The sequence below is a fragment of the Bacteroides sp. AF39-11AC genome (genome assembly GCF_003474285.1).
Taxonomy (GTDB): Bacteria; Bacteroidota; Bacteroidia; order Bacteroidales; family Bacteroidaceae; genus Bacteroides.
In genome coordinates this window covers 183,264-202,409 of sequence record NZ_QROH01000008.1, presented here as the reverse complement: position 1 = coordinate 202,409, position 19,146 = coordinate 183,264, and the positions used below count along the sequence as shown (strand labels likewise).

16 protein-coding genes are annotated in these 19,146 nt (G+C 42.8%); 10 read left to right on the top strand and 6 right to left on the bottom strand.

All coding sequences use genetic code 11. The annotated features are described in order from the left end of the window. Positions 1–26: 26 nt before the first annotated feature. The gene (gene lipB / locus DW036_RS18350; RefSeq protein WP_118465673.1) at positions 27–689 is read left to right on the top strand and encodes a lipoyl(octanoyl) transferase LipB; all 663 of its coding nucleotides are present in this window, start codon (positions 27–29) and stop codon (positions 687–689) included. Positions 690–731: 42 nt separating this feature from the next. On the opposite strand, the gene DW036_RS18345 is transcribed toward lipB, so the two are convergent. From DW036_RS18345 to DW036_RS18330, 4 genes are all read right to left on the bottom strand, one after another. Beyond that, complete coding sequence (locus DW036_RS18345) at positions 732–2,840, bottom strand: S9 family peptidase (protein WP_118465672.1); 2,109 nt, start codon at positions 2,838–2,840, stop codon at positions 732–734. A gap of 41 nt (positions 2,841–2,881) precedes the next feature. Next, positions 2,882–4,213 (bottom strand): MATE family efflux transporter, encoded by a 1,332-nt coding sequence (locus DW036_RS18340; protein WP_118465671.1) that lies wholly within the window; start codon positions 4,211–4,213, stop codon positions 2,882–2,884. A gap of 93 nt (positions 4,214–4,306) precedes the next feature. Further along, on the bottom strand, positions 4,307–6,157 hold the full coding sequence (yidC, locus tag DW036_RS18335; protein ID WP_118465670.1) for a membrane protein insertase YidC: 1,851 nt from the start codon (positions 6,155–6,157) through the stop codon (positions 4,307–4,309). A gap of 42 nt (positions 6,158–6,199) precedes the next feature. After that, the gene (locus tag DW036_RS18330) at positions 6,200–7,831 is read right to left on the bottom strand and encodes a CTP synthase (protein ID WP_118465669.1); all 1,632 of its coding nucleotides are present in this window, start codon (positions 7,829–7,831) and stop codon (positions 6,200–6,202) included. A 232-nt stretch (positions 7,832–8,063) separates the two neighbouring features. Between DW036_RS18330 and DW036_RS18325 the strand changes: the two genes are divergently transcribed. The 9 genes from DW036_RS18325 to galE all read left to right on the top strand — a co-directional run bounded on the left by DW036_RS18325 (position 8,064) and on the right by galE (position 16,762). After that, the gene (locus DW036_RS18325) at positions 8,064–9,506 is read left to right on the top strand and encodes a DUF3078 domain-containing protein (RefSeq protein WP_118465668.1); all 1,443 of its coding nucleotides are present in this window, start codon (positions 8,064–8,066) and stop codon (positions 9,504–9,506) included. Positions 9,507–9,842: 336 nt separating this feature from the next. Continuing rightward, positions 9,843–10,262: a SoxR reducing system RseC family protein gene (locus DW036_RS18320; protein WP_118465667.1), complete on the top strand. Its 420-nt coding sequence runs from the start codon at positions 9,843–9,845 to the stop codon at positions 10,260–10,262. Positions 10,263–10,305: 43 nt separating this feature from the next. Next, complete coding sequence (locus DW036_RS18315) at positions 10,306–11,283, top strand: Fe-S cluster domain-containing protein (protein WP_118465666.1); 978 nt, start codon at positions 10,306–10,308, stop codon at positions 11,281–11,283. Positions 11,284–11,321: 38 nt separating this feature from the next. Then, on the top strand, positions 11,322–12,659 hold the full coding sequence (gene rsxC, locus DW036_RS18310; RefSeq protein ID WP_118465665.1) for an electron transport complex subunit RsxC: 1,338 nt from the start codon (positions 11,322–11,324) through the stop codon (positions 12,657–12,659). Positions 12,660–12,665: 6 nt separating this feature from the next. Next, entirely contained in the window at positions 12,666–13,658 is a 993-nt protein-coding gene (locus tag DW036_RS18305; RefSeq protein WP_118465664.1) for an RnfABCDGE type electron transport complex subunit D, read from the top strand. Then, positions 13,655–14,317 carry an RnfABCDGE type electron transport complex subunit G gene (locus DW036_RS18300; protein WP_118465663.1) on the top strand — a complete coding sequence of 221 codons (663 nt, stop codon included), beginning with the start codon at positions 13,655–13,657 and terminating at the stop codon, positions 14,315–14,317. Before DW036_RS18305 ends, DW036_RS18300 begins: the two co-directional genes overlap by 4 nt. A gap of 17 nt (positions 14,318–14,334) precedes the next feature. Next, the gene (gene rsxE / locus DW036_RS18295; protein WP_118465662.1) at positions 14,335–14,919 is read left to right on the top strand and encodes an electron transport complex subunit RsxE; all 585 of its coding nucleotides are present in this window, start codon (positions 14,335–14,337) and stop codon (positions 14,917–14,919) included. Positions 14,920–14,997: 78 nt separating this feature from the next. After that, positions 14,998–15,576, top strand: coding sequence for an electron transport complex subunit RsxA (rsxA, locus tag DW036_RS18290; protein WP_007663245.1), 579 nt, complete (start codon positions 14,998–15,000; stop codon positions 15,574–15,576). A 151-nt stretch (positions 15,577–15,727) separates the two neighbouring features. Continuing rightward, a complete protein-coding gene (galE, locus tag DW036_RS18285; protein WP_044534918.1) occupies positions 15,728–16,762 on the top strand; it encodes a UDP-glucose 4-epimerase GalE in 1,035 nt (344 codons plus the stop codon). A 304-nt stretch (positions 16,763–17,066) separates the two neighbouring features. Here galE and ispE read toward each other — a convergent pair whose 3' ends face one another. Then, a complete protein-coding gene (ispE, locus tag DW036_RS18280; RefSeq protein WP_118465661.1) occupies positions 17,067–17,897 on the bottom strand; it encodes a 4-(cytidine 5'-diphospho)-2-C-methyl-D-erythritol kinase in 831 nt (276 codons plus the stop codon). A gap of 13 nt (positions 17,898–17,910) precedes the next feature. Next, positions 17,911–19,110, bottom strand: coding sequence for an ATP-binding protein (locus tag DW036_RS18275; protein ID WP_118465660.1), 1,200 nt, complete (start codon positions 19,108–19,110; stop codon positions 17,911–17,913). Positions 19,111–19,146: the final 36 nt, after the last annotated feature.

Sequence of the window (19,146 nt, the reverse complement as noted above, 5' to 3'; positions counted from 1 at the left end):
ATCCCTAAAATCTTAACTTTGTCGGCATGAAACTGAATGTCATAGATTGGAATATCATTCCGTATGCTGATGCATGGATCCGGCAGACGGAGTGGTTTGATGCTCTTGTTCGCGCCAAGCAGGCGGGGGAGGAGTATGAAAATCACATTATTTTGTGTGAACATCCGCACGTTTATACTTTAGGCCGTAGCGGTAAAGAAGGAAATATGTTGCTGAGTGAAGAACAGCTTCAGAAGATAGGAGCCACGCTCTATCATATCGACCGGGGCGGAGATATTACCTATCACGGGCCGGGGCAGTTGGTGTGTTATCCTATCCTGAACCTTGAAGAATTTTCTCTTGGACTGAAGGAGTATGTGCACTTGCTGGAGGAAGCAGTCATCCGTGTGTGTGCCTCTTATGGCATCACTGCCGGAAGATTGGAGAAAGCAACAGGTGTGTGGCTGGAAGGGGATACGCTACGTGCCCGTAAGATATGTGCCATTGGTGTGCGTAGCAGCCATTTCGTCACCATGCACGGGCTGGCACTGAATGTGAATACAGATTTACGCTATTTCAGTTATATCCATCCTTGTGGATTTATAGATAAGGGAGTCACTTCACTTCAGCAGGAGCTGAAACGGGAGGTGCCGATGGGAGAGGTGAAACAGCGACTGTGCAGGGAATTGCAAGAATTACTTCATAGATAAAAAACAGACCATCTATTCATAACGAATAGATGGTCTGTTTTTTTATTTCAGCCATTTGTCCAGCCATTCGAAGAATGTGCGCTGCCAGAGGATACCATTCTGAGGTTTCAGTACCCAGTGGTTTTCGTCCGGATAGATCAGCAGTTCGGCAGGAACGCCACGCATTACGGCAGCATCAAAAGCAGCCATTGCCTGGTTGGCAAGAATGCGGTAGTCCTTTTCGCCATGAATACAAAGGATAGGTGTATCCCATTTGTCTACAAACTGGTGTGGAGAGTTGGCGAATGTGCGTTGAGCCACCGGATTCTGCTTTTCCCAGTATGCGCCACCCATGTCCCAGTTGGCAAACCATTTTTCTTCAGTTTCCAGATATTGCATTTCCATGTTGAAGATACCATCATGTGCGATGAATGCTTTGAATCGCTTGTCATGATGTCCGGCAAGCCAATAAACGGAGAAGCCGCCGAAGCTGGCGCCTACACAACCGAGACGGGCTTTGTCTACAAACGGTTCTTTAGCCATTTCGTCGATAGCTGTGAAATAATCCTTCATACACTGACCACCGTAATCACCACTGATAGCCTCATTCCATTCTACTCCGAAGCCCGGAAGACCGCGGCGGTTGGGAGCTACGATGATATAATCGTTGGCAGCCATAATCTGGAAGTTCCAACGATAGCTCCAGAACTGACTTACGGGGCTCTGCGGACCACCTTCACAGAATAGGAGGGTAGGGTATTTCTTATTCGGGTCAAACTGCGGCGGATAGATTACCCATGTCAGCATCTGTTTGCCATCTGTAGTTTTCATCCAGCGAGCTTCAACCTTACCCATTTCCAATTGCTCGTAAATCTGCTTGTTTTCGAAGGTCAGTTGCTTTGCCTCGGCAAAAGCATCACCGTTGCGGGTAGCAGATACGGCATAGATTTCATCGCCCATGCTCATAGAATGGCGTAAAGCTATTACTTTATCTTCTGCAAGGGCAAGGGAAGCATAGTCATACATGCCGTCTGTCAACTGTGTAACTTTATCATTGGCAGCAAGGTCTACATTATAAATCTGCGTTTCACCATGCCAGACACCAATGAAATAAATGCTCTTTGAGTCCTTATTCCATAAGAAACCATCTACATTCGATTCAAATTCCTTGCTGACGAAACGTTTCTCACCTGTTTCCAGATTCATAATGAAGAGGCGGTTTAAATCTGCTTCATAACCGTCACGTTCCATGCTCTGCCAAGCAATGTATTTACCATCGGGAGAGTATTGAGGATTCGTGTCGTAACCTTTGTTTGCTTCGGTGATATTGTCTGTCTTCTTAGTTGCAAGATCATAGATGTAAATATCCGAGTTGGTGGAGATAGCATAAGCCAGACCGGTCTTTTTACGGCAAGTATATGCCACCTTGTCTCCGGCAGGACTCCATGCCAGTTGCTCGATGCCACCCCAAGGTCTCATCGGGCTTTCATAAGGTTCTCCTTCCAGTATATCTTTTATATTACTGATACTGTTTCCATCAAAATCGGCTACAAAAGGATGTGGAGCACCGGTTACCCATTCATCCCAGTGTTTGTACATCAGGTCAGTAACGATGATACCCGTTGCTTTAGGCAGATCGGGATACTTATCCGCGGTACTTTGTTTGGTTTTCACTTGTGCAATGAAAAGTAACTTCTTGCCGTCGGGGGAGAAAGAATAACCTTCGATATCACCATCATATTGCGTTAATTGCTTGCGTCCGCTACCGTCCGGGTTCATTTCCCACAACTGGCTGCTGCCACCTTCATTGGAAAGGAACGCCAGTTTAGTGCCGCCTTTTATCCAGTTCACTTCGTTCTCCTGCCAAGGGGTATGGGTGATTTGTTGGTTGCCTGTTCCATCTGTGTTCATCACAAAGACTTCACGGTTACTCTTGTTCTCCGGCACACTGTAGTAAGCTACCGTGTAAGCAATCTGCTTTTCATCGGGAGATACGGCTACACCGCCGATACGCCCCATGGCCCAGAGAGCTTCGGGAGTCATGCGCTTGCCTTCAATCTTGATGTCCGACCGCTCGATAAGCGGTGCTCCGGCTTGCCCTGCGTCTTTTGTCCCGCCGCAGGCAGCCAATGTCATAGCTGCTGACATAAGCAATAAGTTTACTTGTTTCATATAGGTTGTTCGTTACAGTTATTTTGCGACAAATATACAAATTATATGCGTTTCTCTTGCCATCGTCCCCGTTTAATGTAATTCCAGCAGAGTATTAAAATGAATGTGGAATAAACCATTTCAGAGGTCCAGCAAAGAGCTACATCCAGTTTTAAATAGAGAATGATGTAACTGATGTAGGCTACGTAGATGACCAGAGTGATTAACTCCATCACCAGTGCCGTGCGTGTGTTTCCGGTTCCCGATACTGCCTGGAAATAGACGTTGGCGGGCACAAGGAACAGATATGTGGAACACATCACCCAGAGTGAATGTACTGCCGCATCCTGCAAATCCGGCATATCTGTGTAAATACCCAGTATCAACTTAGGGAATAGAGAGAACAACAGTGCCAGCGGCAATACAAACATATAGCCGAGGCGTATGTGTTGCCGGATAGTTCCCGCCACGCAATCTTTCTCGCCTGCACCGATCAGGTTGCTGACCAGTGAACCGCACGTAGAGGCAAATGCCATGAGTACCATGAATAATATACCGGACACATTACGGATAATATTCGTCACAGCCAGTGAACGTTCGCCCAGATGTTCTACATAAAGGAAGAACAAGAACCAAGTGGACAATGAAAAAAAGTTCTGTATCATTGTCCAGAAGGAGACGTTCAGCATACGTTTCAATACTTCCATGCAGAACTTTGGAATGCGGTCCAGTCCATACTTCTGGCAGTCGATGTGGTAGCGGGTATATAAGATAAAGAAGACCAGTGAAACGAGTTCGGCAAGTGATGAACCGATAGCAGCACCGGCAATGCCGAGAGCCGGAAATCCGAATTTACCGAAGATCAGTATATAGTTGAATACTACGTTACTCAACACCATTACTACAGAGTTTAACGTCAGCGTCTTGGTCTGCGTTGTGCCCAGGAAGAAGGCGCGGAACATAACTCCACTGAATGAGAAAAATGCTCCGAATACGCGCCAATTCAAATAGCTGGTGGCTGCTTCGTAGATATGCTCCGATGCTACGATACGTTTCAGAATCAAGGGAGAAAAGCAGTAGGAGAGGATGAACATAACTACAGCCAATCCTATCTGGAAGTATATGCCTTGATAGAACAGGTTTCCGATTTCCTTGTATTGCTGTTCTCCATTGCGTCGTGCAATAAGTATCTGTGCTCCGATGCTGAAGCCGAAAGCAACCATGAATATTACCATGTAGAAGACACCTGCAATGGCTGATGCTCCCAATTCTACTTCGCCTACCCGTCCCAGGAAGGCTGTGTCTGTCATACCTATCATTTGTTCCATCAGCAGACTGATGAGAATCGGATAGGCTATCATCCAGATCTGTTTGTTGGTGTATTTAGTTTTCATTTGACTTATAGTTATAGTAGTTATAAGAGAAAGAAAGCCGGACAATTACATCAATTGCCCGGCTTTTATTATCAAGTGATGAAAAGCGGAGACTTACTTTTTATTCTGTCTCTCTTTCAACAACTGTTCCTGTTGTTTCTGCATTGCCTCCAGGCGGGCAGCAAAGCCGGTTTTTTTAGCTTTCTTCGGATCTTTCTTTCGGGCTTCCAATTGGGCAAGGAGCTTCTCTTCATTCGTAGTTTTACGCAGAATGAGAGTAGTCACCACACTAATTAATGTCGATATGAAGTAGTAATAGTTCAAACCTGAAGGATAACTGTTCAAGATGAACAACATCATAATCGGCATGAGGTATGTCATCCACTTCATCGCTGCCATCTGAGGGTTTGCTCCGGTATCCTGTTGCTGCATCATGAACTTGGAGTTCAGAATGTTCACAACCGTCATCAGCAAGCAGAACAAGCTGAGGTGACTCCCCAGGAACGGAATATTGAATGGGAAGTTGATGAAAGCATCGTATGTTGAAAGGTCATCAGCCCACAAGAAGCTTTGTTGACGCAATTCGATAGCACTCGGTACAAACATAAACAAGGCAATCAGAACCGGGAACTGTACCAACATCGGCAAACAACCACCCATTGGGCTCACCCCATACTGGCTGTACATTCCCATAACTTCCTGCTGCTTCTTCATCGCATCTTCCTGCTTAGGATACTTCTTGTTGATCTCGTCTATTTTCGGTTTCAACACACGCATCTTGGCGGAAGAAATATACGTTTTCCAGGTAGCCGGGAATACGACTGCTTTTACAATCAACGTCATCAGTAACAATACGATACCCATACTCAAGCCCCAACCGGACAACCAGTCGAAGATATTGATGGTAAACCATTTGTTAATCCAACGAATCAATGGCCAACCCAAGTAAACCAAACGGTTCAACTCCCATTTTTCTTCACGTCCCTTATCCAGCGCAGTTAGCGTCTTGTAATGGTTCGGGCCGAAGTAGAAGAACATTTGTGTAGGCTGTTTACCTGTCGGGTCAAAGCTTGTGCTCATTTCGGCAGAGTAGTCTTTGATATATCCGCTACCTTCTCTTTCCATTTTGGAAGCTAACTTTGTTTTCTCAAAGTCAGCATCTGCAATGAATACCGAAGAGAAGAACTGATTCTTGAAAGCAATCCAGTCCAAACGTTCCGGCACTTCCTTTTCATCATCCTTATTAGCAGATAAGTAGTCTGTACCGTTTCCCAGCATCTTATAAGTCAACTCAGACAAACGGTTCTCGTATACATAACCCTTTTCAATCTGGCGGGCGCGTTGTGCCCATTCAATATCTACATAGTTATTGCTTGCTGCCAATTTATCTGCCATACCTTTAGCTTCGATACTAAAGTCTACCAGGTAAGTATTGGGATGCAATGCATACTTAAAGTCTATATAACTTGCACTGTCGGCAGACAGACGCATCGTTACGGTGCTGTCCGTACGGTTTACAGTGGTGAAGTAATAGTCCTTAGTCTGTATTGTTTCCTTTTTATTATAAAAAAGGAAATTCATGGAAACATCGTTTCCGGTGAATAAGGTTACAGGAGTTTTCTTGTCCTGTTCCATATACTCTTTCAATACAGCGGAGAATATGGAACCGCCTTTGGTGCTGAGGGTCAACTCAGCCACGTCGTTCTGAATAGTAATCAGCGAATCTGTTCCTTGGAGAGCATTGAAGAAGAGTGAAGTAGAATCCACTGTTTCTACATCTTTTTCATTTGCCAATGCTGCATCTGCTTTGGCTTTCAGTGCTTCTTCACGTTGCTGTACCAGCGCAATGGAATCATAATAACGCTGCTGTGCTTCCAATTGCTCTTTGCTGGGGCGACTCAGAAAACTGAAGCCGACTAACAAAATTGCTATTAAAACAAGACCTGTAATGGTGTTTTTATCCATGAATAATTTCTAGTTTACAATTTTATAATTATTGAAATAATCTTATTTCTTTGCTTTTTCCTTTTCCTCGAAACTTTCGACAGATGCTTTAATGAAAGCCACGAACAACGGATGGGGATTCAGTACCGTACTGCTGTATTCCGGATGGAATTGAGTTCCGACAAACCACTTTAGTTTCGGTATTTCTACGATTTCTACCAAGTCTGATTCCGGGTTGATACCTACACATTTCATGCCGGCAGCTTCATACTCCGTTTTATACTGGTTATTGAATTCATAGCGATGGCGGTGGCGTTCCTGGATGTGTTCTGTTCCATAAGCCTCATAAGCCTTGCTGCCTTTCTGCAAAATACATTCGTAAGCTCCCAGACGCATCGTTCCACCCATATTGGTGATGGATTTCTGCTCTTCCATGATGTCAATCACATTATGCGGAGTTTTCTCATTCATTTCGCGTGAATCAGCATCAGTATATCCCAGTACGTTGCGTGCAAATTCGATAGCAATGCATTGCATTCCCAAGCAGATACCGAAAGTCGGAATATCATGTGTGCGTGCATATTTGATAGCTACGAACTTACCGGCAACACCACGTTCGCCGAATCCCGGGCCAATCAATATACCTGCCATGCCTTTCAATGCTTCCGCTACATTTTCTTCCGTGAGCTTTTCACTGTTCACGAAGTCTACAGATACCTTACGGTCATTGTACGTACCGGCTTGTGACAGGGCTTCACGGATGGATTTGTATGCATCCTGTAAATCATATTTGCCGACTAATGCGATGTGCAGCGGTTCTGTATTTTCCGCTTTATGACGACGCTCAAGAAAAGCACGCCACGGACCCAGTCCCGGTGTGTCGCCTACAGGCAATCCCATTTTCTTCAATATTGTTTCATCCAGTTTCTGAGCCTGCATCAGGATGGGAACTTCGTAGATGGTAGGAGCATCGATGCTCTGCACTACTGCGTTTTCATCCACATTACAGAACAAAGCAACTTTCTTGCGTACGTTGCTGCTCAGTTCATGTTCCGTGCGTAAAACCAATATATCCGGCTGGATACCTGCACTCTGCAATTCCTTTACGGAGTGTTGTGTCGGTTTGGTTTTCAATTCACCGGCTGCCGTGAGGTAAGGCACATAAGTAAGGTGTACACACAATGCATCACGTCCCAGTTCCCACTTCAACTGACGGATACTTTCCAGATATGGCAAGGATTCGATATCACCCACCGTACCACCGATTTCTGTAATTACAAAATCGAATTTATATTTGTTACCCAGCAACTTTACGTTTCGTTTGATTTCGTCCGTGATATGAGGAATGACTTGAATGGTCTTACCTAAATAATCACCACGGCGTTCTTTATCGATAACGCTTTTATAGATGCGTCCGGTTGTGATGTTATTGGCTTTTGTAGTCTGGATGCCAAGAAAACGTTCGTAGTGGCCTAAGTCAAGGTCAGCTTCATGTCCGTCTACAGTCACATAACATTCTCCGTGTTCGTAGGGGTTTAAAGTACCCGGGTCAATATTGATATACGGGTCAAACTTTTGAATGGTTACTTTGTAACCTCTTGCTTGTAGCAATTTACCAATGGATGAGGCGATGATACCTTTACCTAAAGATGAGGCAACGCCACCGGTGACGAAAATATACTTTGTTTCTCCCACAGCTATACTGTTTTTAATATTATTGTTTTGTTTGGTGTGATGTACACATTTGTGTATCTATCTGTCTACACGTGAGACTTAAAAAGCGCAAAATTACAAAAAAAAGAGGAAGTACATAAAGTTTCGGCGAAACAATTATTAAAAAAGCATGTTTTCTTTTTCTTTCTTCATTTCTATGTTTTCTAAACATTTTAATTTAATTTTGCGCTCAAAACATAGATTTTAGGGCGTTATGAAGAATAAATTTTTATCTTTATGGGCAATCGCTGTGCTTTTTTCTTCGTCGGCTATGGCGCAGAATTCGGTGAAGCCTGTATTAAAAACCGGTGGAAAAACGGCTGTAGTACAAGCGGATACTTTATCGGACTTAATGAAGCAATATTTTGTTTTAAAGTTGAAACCGGGTAGTGTTACCCGGCAATTGGATACAGTTTCCATATCCTATGAAAAATATTTCGGGGTTTTAAATTACCTGAATGATCCTTCTACTCCGGAGCGTTACATTGCGGACAATCCTAATTATTACCGTTTGTTTATCCCGTTGACTTATTATAATTCTCCCATGGAGAGAATTTCAACACTGAAATGGAAATTCCAGCCTTTCGATACGACGAAAACTTCTGTAAAGGAACCATTGCTGTTTGATGAAGCTCCTTTTACTTCGAAGAAACGTGCCAATGAGGTTGTAGATCGCGCGTTGTTATATCTTTATGCTAATGAAAATCCACGTAAGATTGTGGCATGGGAAGATGAAATAATGCAGGTAAAGAGTTTCAAGGATAATATTGAAAAGGAAGTTTCCTCTAAACCTTCTGTTATCAAATTGTTTGCTCAAGAGAATATGGCCAATGTAAAAGAGGATGTAGAGGTTGTAATTCGTAAGCCCAACTGGTGGGTAACGGGTGGAAGTGGTTCTTTGCAGATTACTCAGAATTATATTTCAGAAAACTGGTATAAAGGTGGTGAAAGCACAAACTCTTTCCTGGCGAATCTGCAGTTGTTTGCTAATTATAACGATCGCGAGAAAGTACAGTGGGAAAATATGTTGGAAGCCAAGTTAGGTTTTGGCTCCACTCCTTCGGACAAGTATCACGATTATCTGGTAAACACTGACCTGTTACGCTTGTATAGTAAAATGGGTATTCAGGCGGCTTCTAATTGGTACTATACTATTTCAACTGAATTTAAAACTCAGTTCTGTCATGGTTATAAGGCGAACAGTGAGAAATTAGTTTCAGCTTTCTTTGCTCCGGCGGACTTATCCACCAGTGTCGGTATGGACTATAAGTTGAAAAAGAAAAAGTTTAGTCTGTCTGTTTTTATAGCTCCATTGACTTGGACGATGCGTTATATAGGTAATAAAGACGTGAATGAAGTGGACTTCGGTTTGGAGGAAGGCAAGAGTGTACGCCATAACTGGGGTTCACAAATACAACCGACATTGGATTGGACAATTATTCCTTCCATCGTGTTGAATTCCCGTCTGAATTATCTGACCAGTTACGAATGGACTCGTGTAGAGTGGGAAAATACAATCAATTTCATATTGAACCGTTATCTCTCTACAAAACTGTATGTACATGCACGTTATGATGACAGTAGCAAGCCGACTACAGGAGACAGTCACTTCCAAGTGAATGAGATTCTGAGTTTTGGTATCAATTATAAGTGGTAATTATAGATCTTGATATAAATGTAGTAAATGAGGCTGCTTCCTTTAAGGGGGCAGCCTCATTTATAGTATCATTTTGTCATTGTGTGCCAATCAAAGGCTCTACTCCTTATTTATATTGACAGATGGATTCTCTGCTTTACTTTAAATGACAGTGCAAAGTGATATATCAATCCGTGTTTTAAAACAGCTTTTTTGATTTTTTTTGCAGAAAAAATGAAGAAAAATGGTTAAAACGGGAAAAAGTGCATTATCGTACACATAAAAAAGCAGGTGAAAGCCTTGCAGTTCACAAATAATGCGTAAATTTGCCGCAATTTGTAATGCACAGTTTGCAAAATGGCAGATATTATAAAACATCAAGGTATTGTGGAAAACATAAACGGTTCTCATGTTGTGGTGAGAATTGTCCAAACATCAGCTTGTGCAGCGTGTAGCGCTAAAGGACATTGTGCCTCGGCTGATACCAAAGAAAAAATGATTGATGTAATCAGTAATGATGCATCTTCTTACCAACCCGGTGACCGGGTAATCGTCTTCGGAGAGTTATCAATGGGGATGATGGCGGTGTTACTGGCTTTTATAGTACCTTTCTGTGTTCTGATTATTTCCCTCTTTATATTTATGGCTATCTGGAACGATGAACTTCTCTCTGCGATTGGTTCGTTAGTTCTCCTTATACCTTACTATTATATATTATGGCTGAATAAAACACGTATGGGAAAGAAATTTTCTTTTTCAATAAAGCCGATAGACTAACTATTAGAACATTAAAATAAATAATTAAATAAATAACTAATTTATGAATGTAATTCTGATTGCAGTGATTTCATTGGGGGCTATAGCGCTGGTTTCGGCTGCTATTCTGTATGTCGCTTCCAAGAAATTCGCCGTGTATGAAGATCCGCGAATTGCACAGGTAGGAGAGGTGTTGCCTCAAGCAAATTGCGGTGGATGTGGTTACCCGGGTTGTAGCGGTTTTGCCGATGCTTGTGTAAAAGCAGGTTCGCTGGATGGAAAATTCTGTCCGGTAGGAGGGCAACCTGTTATGACGCAAATTGCTGAAATCCTTGGTTTGGATGCTACTGCTGCCGAACCGATGGTTGCGGTTGTGAGATGTAACGGAACCTGTGCCAATCGTCCACGTGTAAATATGTACGATGGTGCGAAGAGTTGTGCTATTGCAGCTTCTCTTTATGGTGGTGAAACAGGTTGTAGTTTTGGATGTCTGGGCTGTGGTGACTGTGTGGAAGCCTGTCAGTTTGATGCTATCCACATGAATTCTGAAACAGGACTTCCGGAAGTGGATGAAGCCAAATGTACTGCTTGTGCTGCTTGCGTTAAGGCCTGTCCGAAGAATATTATTGAAATTCGCCCGCAAGGCAAGAAGTCACGCCGTATCTATGTACAATGCGTGAACAAAGACAAGGGTGCTATAGCACGTAAGGCTTGTACGGTTGCTTGTATCGGTTGTGGTAAATGTGTGAAAGTTTGTCCGTTCGAGGCCATTACGCTGGAGAATAATCTGGCTTACATTGACCCGAACAAATGTAAATCATGTCGTAAGTGCGAAGAAGCTTGTCCGCAGAACACGATTATCGCACTCAATTTCCCGCCACGCAAGCCGAAGGCGGAAGGTGCTGCTCCGGCTGCTGCTCCAAAAGTAGCTGCTGCACCAAAAGCCACAGAAACTTCTAAGGTAGCAGAGGCTCCTAAGGCTGTAGAAACCCCGAAAGTAGTTGAAACCCCTCAGGTTGAAACTCCGAAAGCGGAAGCTTAATAATCAAGAAGTAATAAACGACTAAAATACAGAATTGTATGTTGAAGACATTTTCAATCGGTGGTGTTCATCCACACGAAAATAAACTTTCAGCACATCAGCCCATCATCAAGGCGGAAGTTCCTGCCAAAGCTGTGATTCTGCTGGGACAGCACATCGGTGCGCCTGCAAAACCACTTGTGGCTAAAGGAGATGTGGTGAAAGTCGGTACAAAGATTGCTGAACCCGGTGGTTTTGTATCTGCAGCCATCCACTCGTCTGTCAGCGGTAAGGTTGCTAAAATCGATTCGATTATCGATGCCAGCGGTTATCCGAAGCCAGCTATTTTTATCGACGTAGAAGGTGACGAATGGGAAGAAAGCATTGACCGCACTGAAACTTTGGTGAAGGAATGTAATCTTACCTCTGAAGAAATTGTAAAAAAGATTGCCGATGCCGGTATTGTAGGTTTGGGGGGTGCTTGTTTCCCTACTCAGGTGAAACTCTGTCCGCCGCCTGCATTCAAGGCAGAATGTGTGATCATTAATGCCGTAGAATGTGAACCCTACCTGACAGCTGACCACCAGTTAATGCTGGAACATGCAGAAGAAATTATGGTAGGCGTGTCTATCCTGATGAAGGCAGTAAAGGTTAATAAGGCATTTATCGGTATTGAAAATAATAAGCCGGATGCTATTCAGTTGATGACAAAAGTTGCTTCCAGTTATGCAGGTATCGAGGTGGTTGCCTTGAAAGTGCAATATCCGCAAGGAGGTGAAAAGCAGTTGATTGATGCCATCACCAACCGTCAGGTAGCAAGTGGCGCATTACCTATCTCTACAGGTGCCGTGGTACAGAATGTGGGTACTGCATTTGCCGTATATCAGGCTGTACAGAAGAATAAGCCATTGTTTGAACGTGTGATTACCGTAACAGGAAAATCGGTAGCAAAACCCTCCAACTTCCTGGCACGTATCGGTACACCAATGAAGCAGTTGATTGATGCTTGCGGTGGTTTGCCCGAAGATACGGGTAAGATTATCGGTGGTGGCCCGATGATGGGAAAGGCGTTGATAAATACAGATGTACCGACTGCCAAAGGTAGCTCTGGTATTCTGATAATGAACAATAAGGAAGCCAAGCGTGGTGAAATTCAACCTTGCATCCGTTGCGCGAAGTGCGTGGGTGCTTGTCCGATGGGATTGGAGCCTTACTTGTTGTCGGCGCTTGCTGAACATACTGAATTCGAGAGAATGGAGAAAGAAAGAATTATGGATTGTATCGAGTGCGGTTCTTGCCAGTTCACCTGTCCTGCGAACCGTCCGTTGCTGGACTACTGCCGTTTGGGTAAAGGTAAAGTAGGGGCGATCATCCGTGCACGTCAAGCTAAAAATTAACGAAGTATGGAAAATAAATTAATAGTATCACTTTCGCCCCATGTCCATGGTGGTGACAGCGTGAAAAAGAATATGTATGGCGTGCTCATTGCATTGATTCCTGCATTTCTCGTATCACTCTATTTCTTCGGACTGGGTGCGCTGATTGTTACGGCTACATCGGTGGCTGCCTGTTTGTTCTTTGAATGGGCTATCGGCAAATTCCTTTTAAAGAAAGAAACCACGACTATTTGTGACGGTTCTGCCGTAATCACAGGTGTGTTGCTGGCATTCAACTTACCTTCCAATCTGCCTATCTGGATTATTATTCTGGGTGCATTGTTTGCAATAGGTGTCGGTAAAATGTCTTTTGGCGGACTGGGTTGTAATCCGTTCAACCCCGCATTGGCAGGCCGTGTATTCCTGTTGCTCTCTTTCCCTGTGCAGATGACGAGCTGGCCGGTTGTCGGACAGTTGACTTCTTATACAGATGCAACGACGGCAGCTACCCCTCTTAACCTGATGAAGCAGATTGCCGGTGGAAATATAGAAGCCTTAAAAGATTTGCCTTCTTCTTTTGACTTATTGATTGGTAATAATGGAGGTTGCTTGGGTGAAGTAAGTGCCTTGGCATTGCTGTTGGGATTGGCCTATATGCTTTGGAAGAAAATTATAACCTGGCATATTCCTATTTCTATATTGGCAACAGTATTTATATTCTCAGGTATCATGCATCTGGTGGATCCGGAAGTATATGTATCTCCGGTACTTCAACTGCTTACAGGTGGTTTGATGTTGGGTGCTGTCTTTATGGCTACGGATTATGTTACTTCTCCGATGAGCAAGAAAGGGATGCTGATCTATGGTGTGTGCATTGGTCTGCTGACAGTGATTATCCGTTTGTTCGGTGCTTATCCTGAAGGTATGTCATTCGCAATCCTGATTATGAATGCCTTTACTCCGCTGATAAATACATATTGTAAACCTAAACGCTTTGGGGAGGTAGCGAAGAAGAAATGAAAAAGTTAGAATCATCCTTGAAGAATATGTTGCTGGTACTCACGGGCGTTACTGCTATTTCCGTGGCGTTGCTGGCATATGTAAATGAGCTGACTAAAGAACCTATTGCACAAGCCAATGCAAAGACGTTGAGCGATGCAGTCAGTGCAGTGGTTCCTGGTTTTGATAACGATCCGATTGCAGAAAAGAAGGTGCAGGCTGTGAACGGCGTGGATTATGCCGTATATCCTGCAACGAAAGACGGACAATTTATTGGTGCTGCTGTAGAAGCCAGCTCAATGGCATTTGGCGGTGAACTGAAAGTACTGGTCGGTTTTGATGCAGAAGGAAACATTATAGATTATTCTTTGTTGTCGCATGCGGAAACTCCGGGATTGGGCTCCAAAGCTGCCGATTGGTTTAAAGAAGGCAATAAAGGAAGCATCAAGGGAATGAATCCGGGTAAGGCTCCTTTGTCTGTTAGCAAAGACGGGGGACAGGTAGATGCTATTACCGCTTCTACCATTACTTCACGTGCTTTCCTGAATGCTGTGAATGCTGCTTATGCTGCTTATGCGGGTCAGAATGAGTCTGATGCTGCTACGGGCGCTACACAAAAAGTTGTTGAACCTGCTGAAAACGCAGTCGCTGAGGCTACGGATTCCATCAGCGCTAAATAAAGAAAGGAGTAGAAGATATGAATAATTTTAAAGTTATGATGAACGGGATTATTAAAGAGAATCCTACGTTTGTACTCCTGCTTGGTATGTGTCCTACGCTGGGTACTACCTCTTCCGCCATCAATGGTATGGGTATGGGACTGGCAACCATGTTCGTGTTGATTTGCTCTAATGTTGTAATCTCGGCTATTAAGAATGTTATCCCTGATATGGTGCGTATTCCATCCTTTATCGTAGTTATCGCATCTTTTGTAACGTTGTTGCAAATGGTGATGCAGGCTTATGTTCCTGCTCTGTATGCTACACTGGGTCTGTTTATTCCGCTGATTGTGGTAAACTGTATCGTACTGGGACGTGCCGAAGCTTTTGCTGCAAAGAATACTCCGGTAGCCTCTTTCTTCGATGGTTTGGGAATGGGGCTTGGTTTTACCTTGGCTCTTACTCTGCTGGGTGCCGTACGTGAGTTTCTGGGAACAGGCAAAATCTTCGATCTGGCCATTCTTCCTGAAGAATACGGTATGTTGATATTTGTACTTGCACCGGGTGCGTTCATCGCGTTGGGTTATCTGATTGCATTGATTAACAGCTTGAAGAAGAATTAATAATGGAAAATTAAAAATTAGAGATGAGAGTAGCAACTACTTTTAATTTTTAATTTTTAAGTCTTAATTTTGAAAACTATGGAATATATATTGATATTTATTTCGGCAATCTTTGTTAACAACATCGTGTTGTCACAATTCCTGGGAATTTGTCCGTTCCTCGGAGTATCCAAGAAAGTGGAAACTGCATTGGGGATGTCGGCTGCCGTAGCATTCGTACTTACTATTGCTACTATAGTGACATTCCTTATTCAAAAGTTTGTTCTTGATGCTTTCGGTTTGGAATACCTGCAAACAATAACTTTCATTTTGGTAATTGCAGCCTTGGTTCAGATGGTAGAAATCATCCTTAAAAAAGTATCACCTTCCTTATATCAAGCACTGGGTGTATTTTTACCTTTGATTACTACAAACTGTTGTATTCTTGGTGTGGCCATTCTTGTAATTCAAAAGGATTATGACCTGTTGACAGGTGTAGTTTATGCATTCTCTACTGCTATTGGCTTTGGCTTGGCATTGACACTCTTTGCGGGTTTGCGTGAACAGATGAGTTTGGTGAATATTCCGAAAGGCATGAAAGGGACTCCGATTGCTTTAATTACAGCCGGCCTTTTGGCTATGGCTTTCATGGGATTCTCCGGTGTAGTAAAGATCTGAAAAAAGAACATTCGGTAATAGATAAGGGGGAGAAGAAATTCTGCCCCTTTTTAATTTAAACTAAAAAAAATACTCTTTTTTCTTTTTATCTAAAATAAATTTCCTTAAATTTGCCGCCACAACGATGATAACCTATAAGAATAAATCATTGATGAAAGAAAAAATCTTAGTTACAGGTGGAACAGGTTATATTGGTTCACATACTGTAGTAGAACTTCAAAACGCAGGTTATGAAGTAGTGATAATAGATAATTTGTCAAACTCTAGCGCCGATGTAGTTGATAACATCGAAAAAGTATCAGGTATTCGTCCTGCATTCGAGAAATTGGATTGTTTGGATTTCGCTGGTCTTGACGCTGTGTTTACTAAATATAAAGGCATTAAAGCCATCATCCACTTTGCAGCCAGTAAGGCTGTAGGCGAGTCGGTTCAGAAACCATTGCTTTATTATCGCAATAATCTGGTTTCATTGATTAACCTACTTGAGTTGATGCCAAAGCATGGAGTGGAAGGTATTGTGTTTTCTTCTTCTTGTACAGTTTACGGTCAGCCTGACGAATTGCCGGTAACGGAGAAAGCCCCGATTAAGAAAGCTGAATCTCCTTACGGTAATACGAAGCAGATCAATGAAGAAATCGTTCGCGATACAGTGGCTTCAGGTGCTCCTATCAATGCAATTTTACTGCGCTATTTCAATCCGATTGGTGCGCATCCGACAGCATTGCTTGGTGAGTTGCCCAATGGTGTGCCTCAGAACTTGATACCTTATCTGACCCAGACCGCTATCGGTATTCGTGAGAAACTGAGCGTCTTTGGTGATGATTATGATACGCCCGACGGCTCTTGTATACGCGACTTCATTAATGTAGTCGATTTGGCAAAAGCACATGTTATCGCTATCCGCCGTATCTTGGAAAAGAAACAAAAGGAAACAGTGGAAGTGTTTAATATCGGAACGGGACGCGGTCTTTCAGTATTGGAATTGATTAACGCTTTCGAAAAGGCAACCGGTGTGAAACTGAATTATCAGATCGTCGGTCGTCGTGCGGGAGATATTGAAAAGGTATGGGCCGATCCTAAATTCGCTAATGAAGAGTTGGGTTGGAAAGCTGTTGAAACCATCGAAGATACATTGCGTTCTGCATGGAACTGGCAATTGAAGCTTCGTGAGAGAGGTATTCAATAAGCGATAAAAGAGATTTTTGTTTTTATTAACAAATAAGAAATGAACAAATGCTTCCCCGCATTTGTTTATATGTTGCAAATCAGCCTGACGCTGTTTATGTATATGTGAATATCCGTAACTAGTACTTATGCCTCCCCGGCATAGACAGGTAAGATTGCATAGTAGTTTTGTCGTGTTTTATTTTGTGTTTGTGTTGTGAATAAGCCTTGTCGGGAGACAGGGCTTATTTTTTTTCGCATCAGCGAACAAAAAAAGAGGCTTGAATTCAGCCTCTCTGATTATATATGTGGATGATTTTTATCCGTTATCTCAATATGCCTTGATATACAAATGCTTTTTCTCCGAAGTCTTCTTTTGCTACTTTATCATTTTTCGGTTTGAACAACCCGAATACAGATGAACCGGATCCTGTCATTGCTGCATATATAGCCCCTGCCTCATACAGCTTCTCTTTAATCTCTTTGATAGCGGGAAATTGGGGGAATACGCTTTCTTCGAAATCATTCACCATTCGTTCTTTCCATTCTTCTATAGGGCGCTTTATAACCTCTTTCAATGGAATCTCCTGCCGATGAGGTTTTATCCGGGCAAATGCTTCGCGTGTAGAGACAAAAATATCCGGTTTCACTAAAACAATCTGATATCCTTTTAAGGATAAGGAGATAGGAGAGAAGATGTTTCCTATTCCCTCTGCATAAGTTGGGGTGTTCCGGATGAAAAAGGCGCAATCCGCTCCTAATCTGGCGGCATACTCTTCTAAATTTTCATCCGACAATTTCAGGTTGAACTTCTCATTCAGCAATTTCAGCATGTAAGCTGCGTCCGATGAACCGCCGCCTAATCCCGCACCGGAAGGAATATGCTTGAACAGGTGAATATCTATGGGAGGGAGATTGAATCTCTCATCTAAAAGCTTATAAGCTTTCACTACTAAGTTATTTTCTGCTTCTCCTGCAATTTCCAATCCCGCCTGATGCAGACGAAACTTCTGCGTGCTTTCATTCAATATATTGACTTCTAACGCATCTTCTACGGGGACGGGATAGAATACTGTTTCCAGATTATGATATCCGTCAGGACGCTTCTCTACAATGTTCAGCCCCAGATTTATTTTGGCATTCGGAAATGTTATCATGGTGTTTTCTATTTTAATACGTTAATCCTACTATCCACAGAGGCAGTTTTTTACCTGTGGCATATTCGATGTTATCAGCAAGAATAAAGGAATCCGGTAGGTCGGCAATCTGCTTGAAGGTCTTGTCTGCTCCTCCTACTTCGAATGTATATTTGTGGTCGACAACAAAATCTCCCTGCGCTTTTCCGTATTCTATTTCGTGATTAACCGAAAGCTGGCTCATTACAAAAGTCTCTCTTGCTGTACTAATCTGTACAGATGTAGAAGCAATGGCATAGAGCAAGTTCGGGTTCTGGAGATATATTTTGTCCGGTTTCTGCATCTTTTTAACTGAGGTGAGATCAGAATACAGTAATTTAAGCAGTTCTGCACGATCCAAATTTTGGAGATAAGTAATCACTGAGTTTCTGGTAAGTCCTATAATCCCTGCCAGCTTGGTGATATCGACTTCATAAGGAACAGATGAAGCCAAAATGCTCAATAGCGCTTTCAATTTTCTTACGTAGGCAGGAGCTACTCCGCACAACAGAGGCATCTCCTGTTCTAAGATGAAGTTGACTACATTTTCAATATTCATGTAGTAATCTTCCCGGTTGCCGGTGAAGAATGGATAGTAACCGTCATGTAAATACTCATTGAACATTTGTACAGGTCTGCACTGTTCGTTAATGCCTTGGCAAATCTCGCCTGCATTCCTTAGTACTTCTTCTAAAGAAGCGACCGGAATCCGAATATTCTTATAGAACATCAAAAATTCGCGGAATGATAAGCCATACATATTGTAAGGCAGGCATCTTCTGGAAAGGTCTGCATCTGCATTTAGTATATTGAGTAGGGATGAACCGCTGAAGACAATCTGCATAGATGGATACAGATCATAGATTTCTTTAAGCTCTTTGCTCCAAGTAGGGTATTTATGAACTTCGTCCAGAAACAGATGTTTACCTCCCTGAAGATAGAATTTTTCTACAAGCTCCAGTAATGTGTGACTGCTGAAATAAATGCTGTCGAGTGTACAATAGAGAGCTATCCGGCTTCCGGGTGAATAATTCAATTTGATGTATTGTAGCATTAAAGTTGTTTTCCCTACACCGCGAGAACCTCTGATGGCAATCAAGCGGTTGTTCCAATGAATCTTATTCATTAGCTCTCTTACAATATTGGTGCTTGTTTGCGCCAACATTCTTTCTTGCTTTAAAAACAGGCTATCCATATTCAAAGTGATTTATGTAGCAAATATACGAATTTG

What these genes read in the sequence shown, in the direction of transcription:
- rsxE (WP_118465662.1), top strand. Translation starts at nt 14,335, where the DNA reads ATGAATAATTTTAAAGTTATGATGAACGGGATTATTAAAGAGAATCCT.
- ispE (WP_118465661.1), bottom strand. Translation starts at nt 17,897, where the DNA reads ATGATAACATTTCCGAATGCCAAAATAAATCTGGGGCTGAACATTGTA.
- DW036_RS18305 (WP_118465664.1), top strand. Translation starts at nt 12,666, where the DNA reads ATGGAAAATAAATTAATAGTATCACTTTCGCCCCATGTCCATGGTGGT.
- rsxA (WP_007663245.1), top strand. Translation starts at nt 14,998, where the DNA reads ATGGAATATATATTGATATTTATTTCGGCAATCTTTGTTAACAACATC.
- rsxC (WP_118465665.1), top strand. Translation starts at nt 11,322, where the DNA reads ATGTTGAAGACATTTTCAATCGGTGGTGTTCATCCACACGAAAATAAA.
- DW036_RS18315 (WP_118465666.1), top strand. Translation starts at nt 10,306, where the DNA reads ATGAATGTAATTCTGATTGCAGTGATTTCATTGGGGGCTATAGCGCTG.
- lipB (WP_118465673.1), top strand. Translation starts at nt 27, where the DNA reads ATGAAACTGAATGTCATAGATTGGAATATCATTCCGTATGCTGATGCA.
- yidC (WP_118465670.1), bottom strand. Translation starts at nt 6,157, where the DNA reads ATGGATAAAAACACCATTACAGGTCTTGTTTTAATAGCAATTTTGTTA.
- galE (WP_044534918.1), top strand. Translation starts at nt 15,728, where the DNA reads ATGAAAGAAAAAATCTTAGTTACAGGTGGAACAGGTTATATTGGTTCA.
- DW036_RS18320 (WP_118465667.1), top strand. Translation starts at nt 9,843, where the DNA reads ATGGCAGATATTATAAAACATCAAGGTATTGTGGAAAACATAAACGGT.
- DW036_RS18300 (WP_118465663.1), top strand. Translation starts at nt 13,655, where the DNA reads ATGAAAAAGTTAGAATCATCCTTGAAGAATATGTTGCTGGTACTCACG.
- DW036_RS18345 (WP_118465672.1), bottom strand. Translation starts at nt 2,840, where the DNA reads ATGAAACAAGTAAACTTATTGCTTATGTCAGCAGCTATGACATTGGCT.
- DW036_RS18325 (WP_118465668.1), top strand. Translation starts at nt 8,064, where the DNA reads ATGAAGAATAAATTTTTATCTTTATGGGCAATCGCTGTGCTTTTTTCT.
- DW036_RS18340 (WP_118465671.1), bottom strand. Translation starts at nt 4,213, where the DNA reads ATGAAAACTAAATACACCAACAAACAGATCTGGATGATAGCCTATCCG.
- DW036_RS18275 (WP_118465660.1), bottom strand. Translation starts at nt 19,110, where the DNA reads ATGGATAGCCTGTTTTTAAAGCAAGAAAGAATGTTGGCGCAAACAAGC.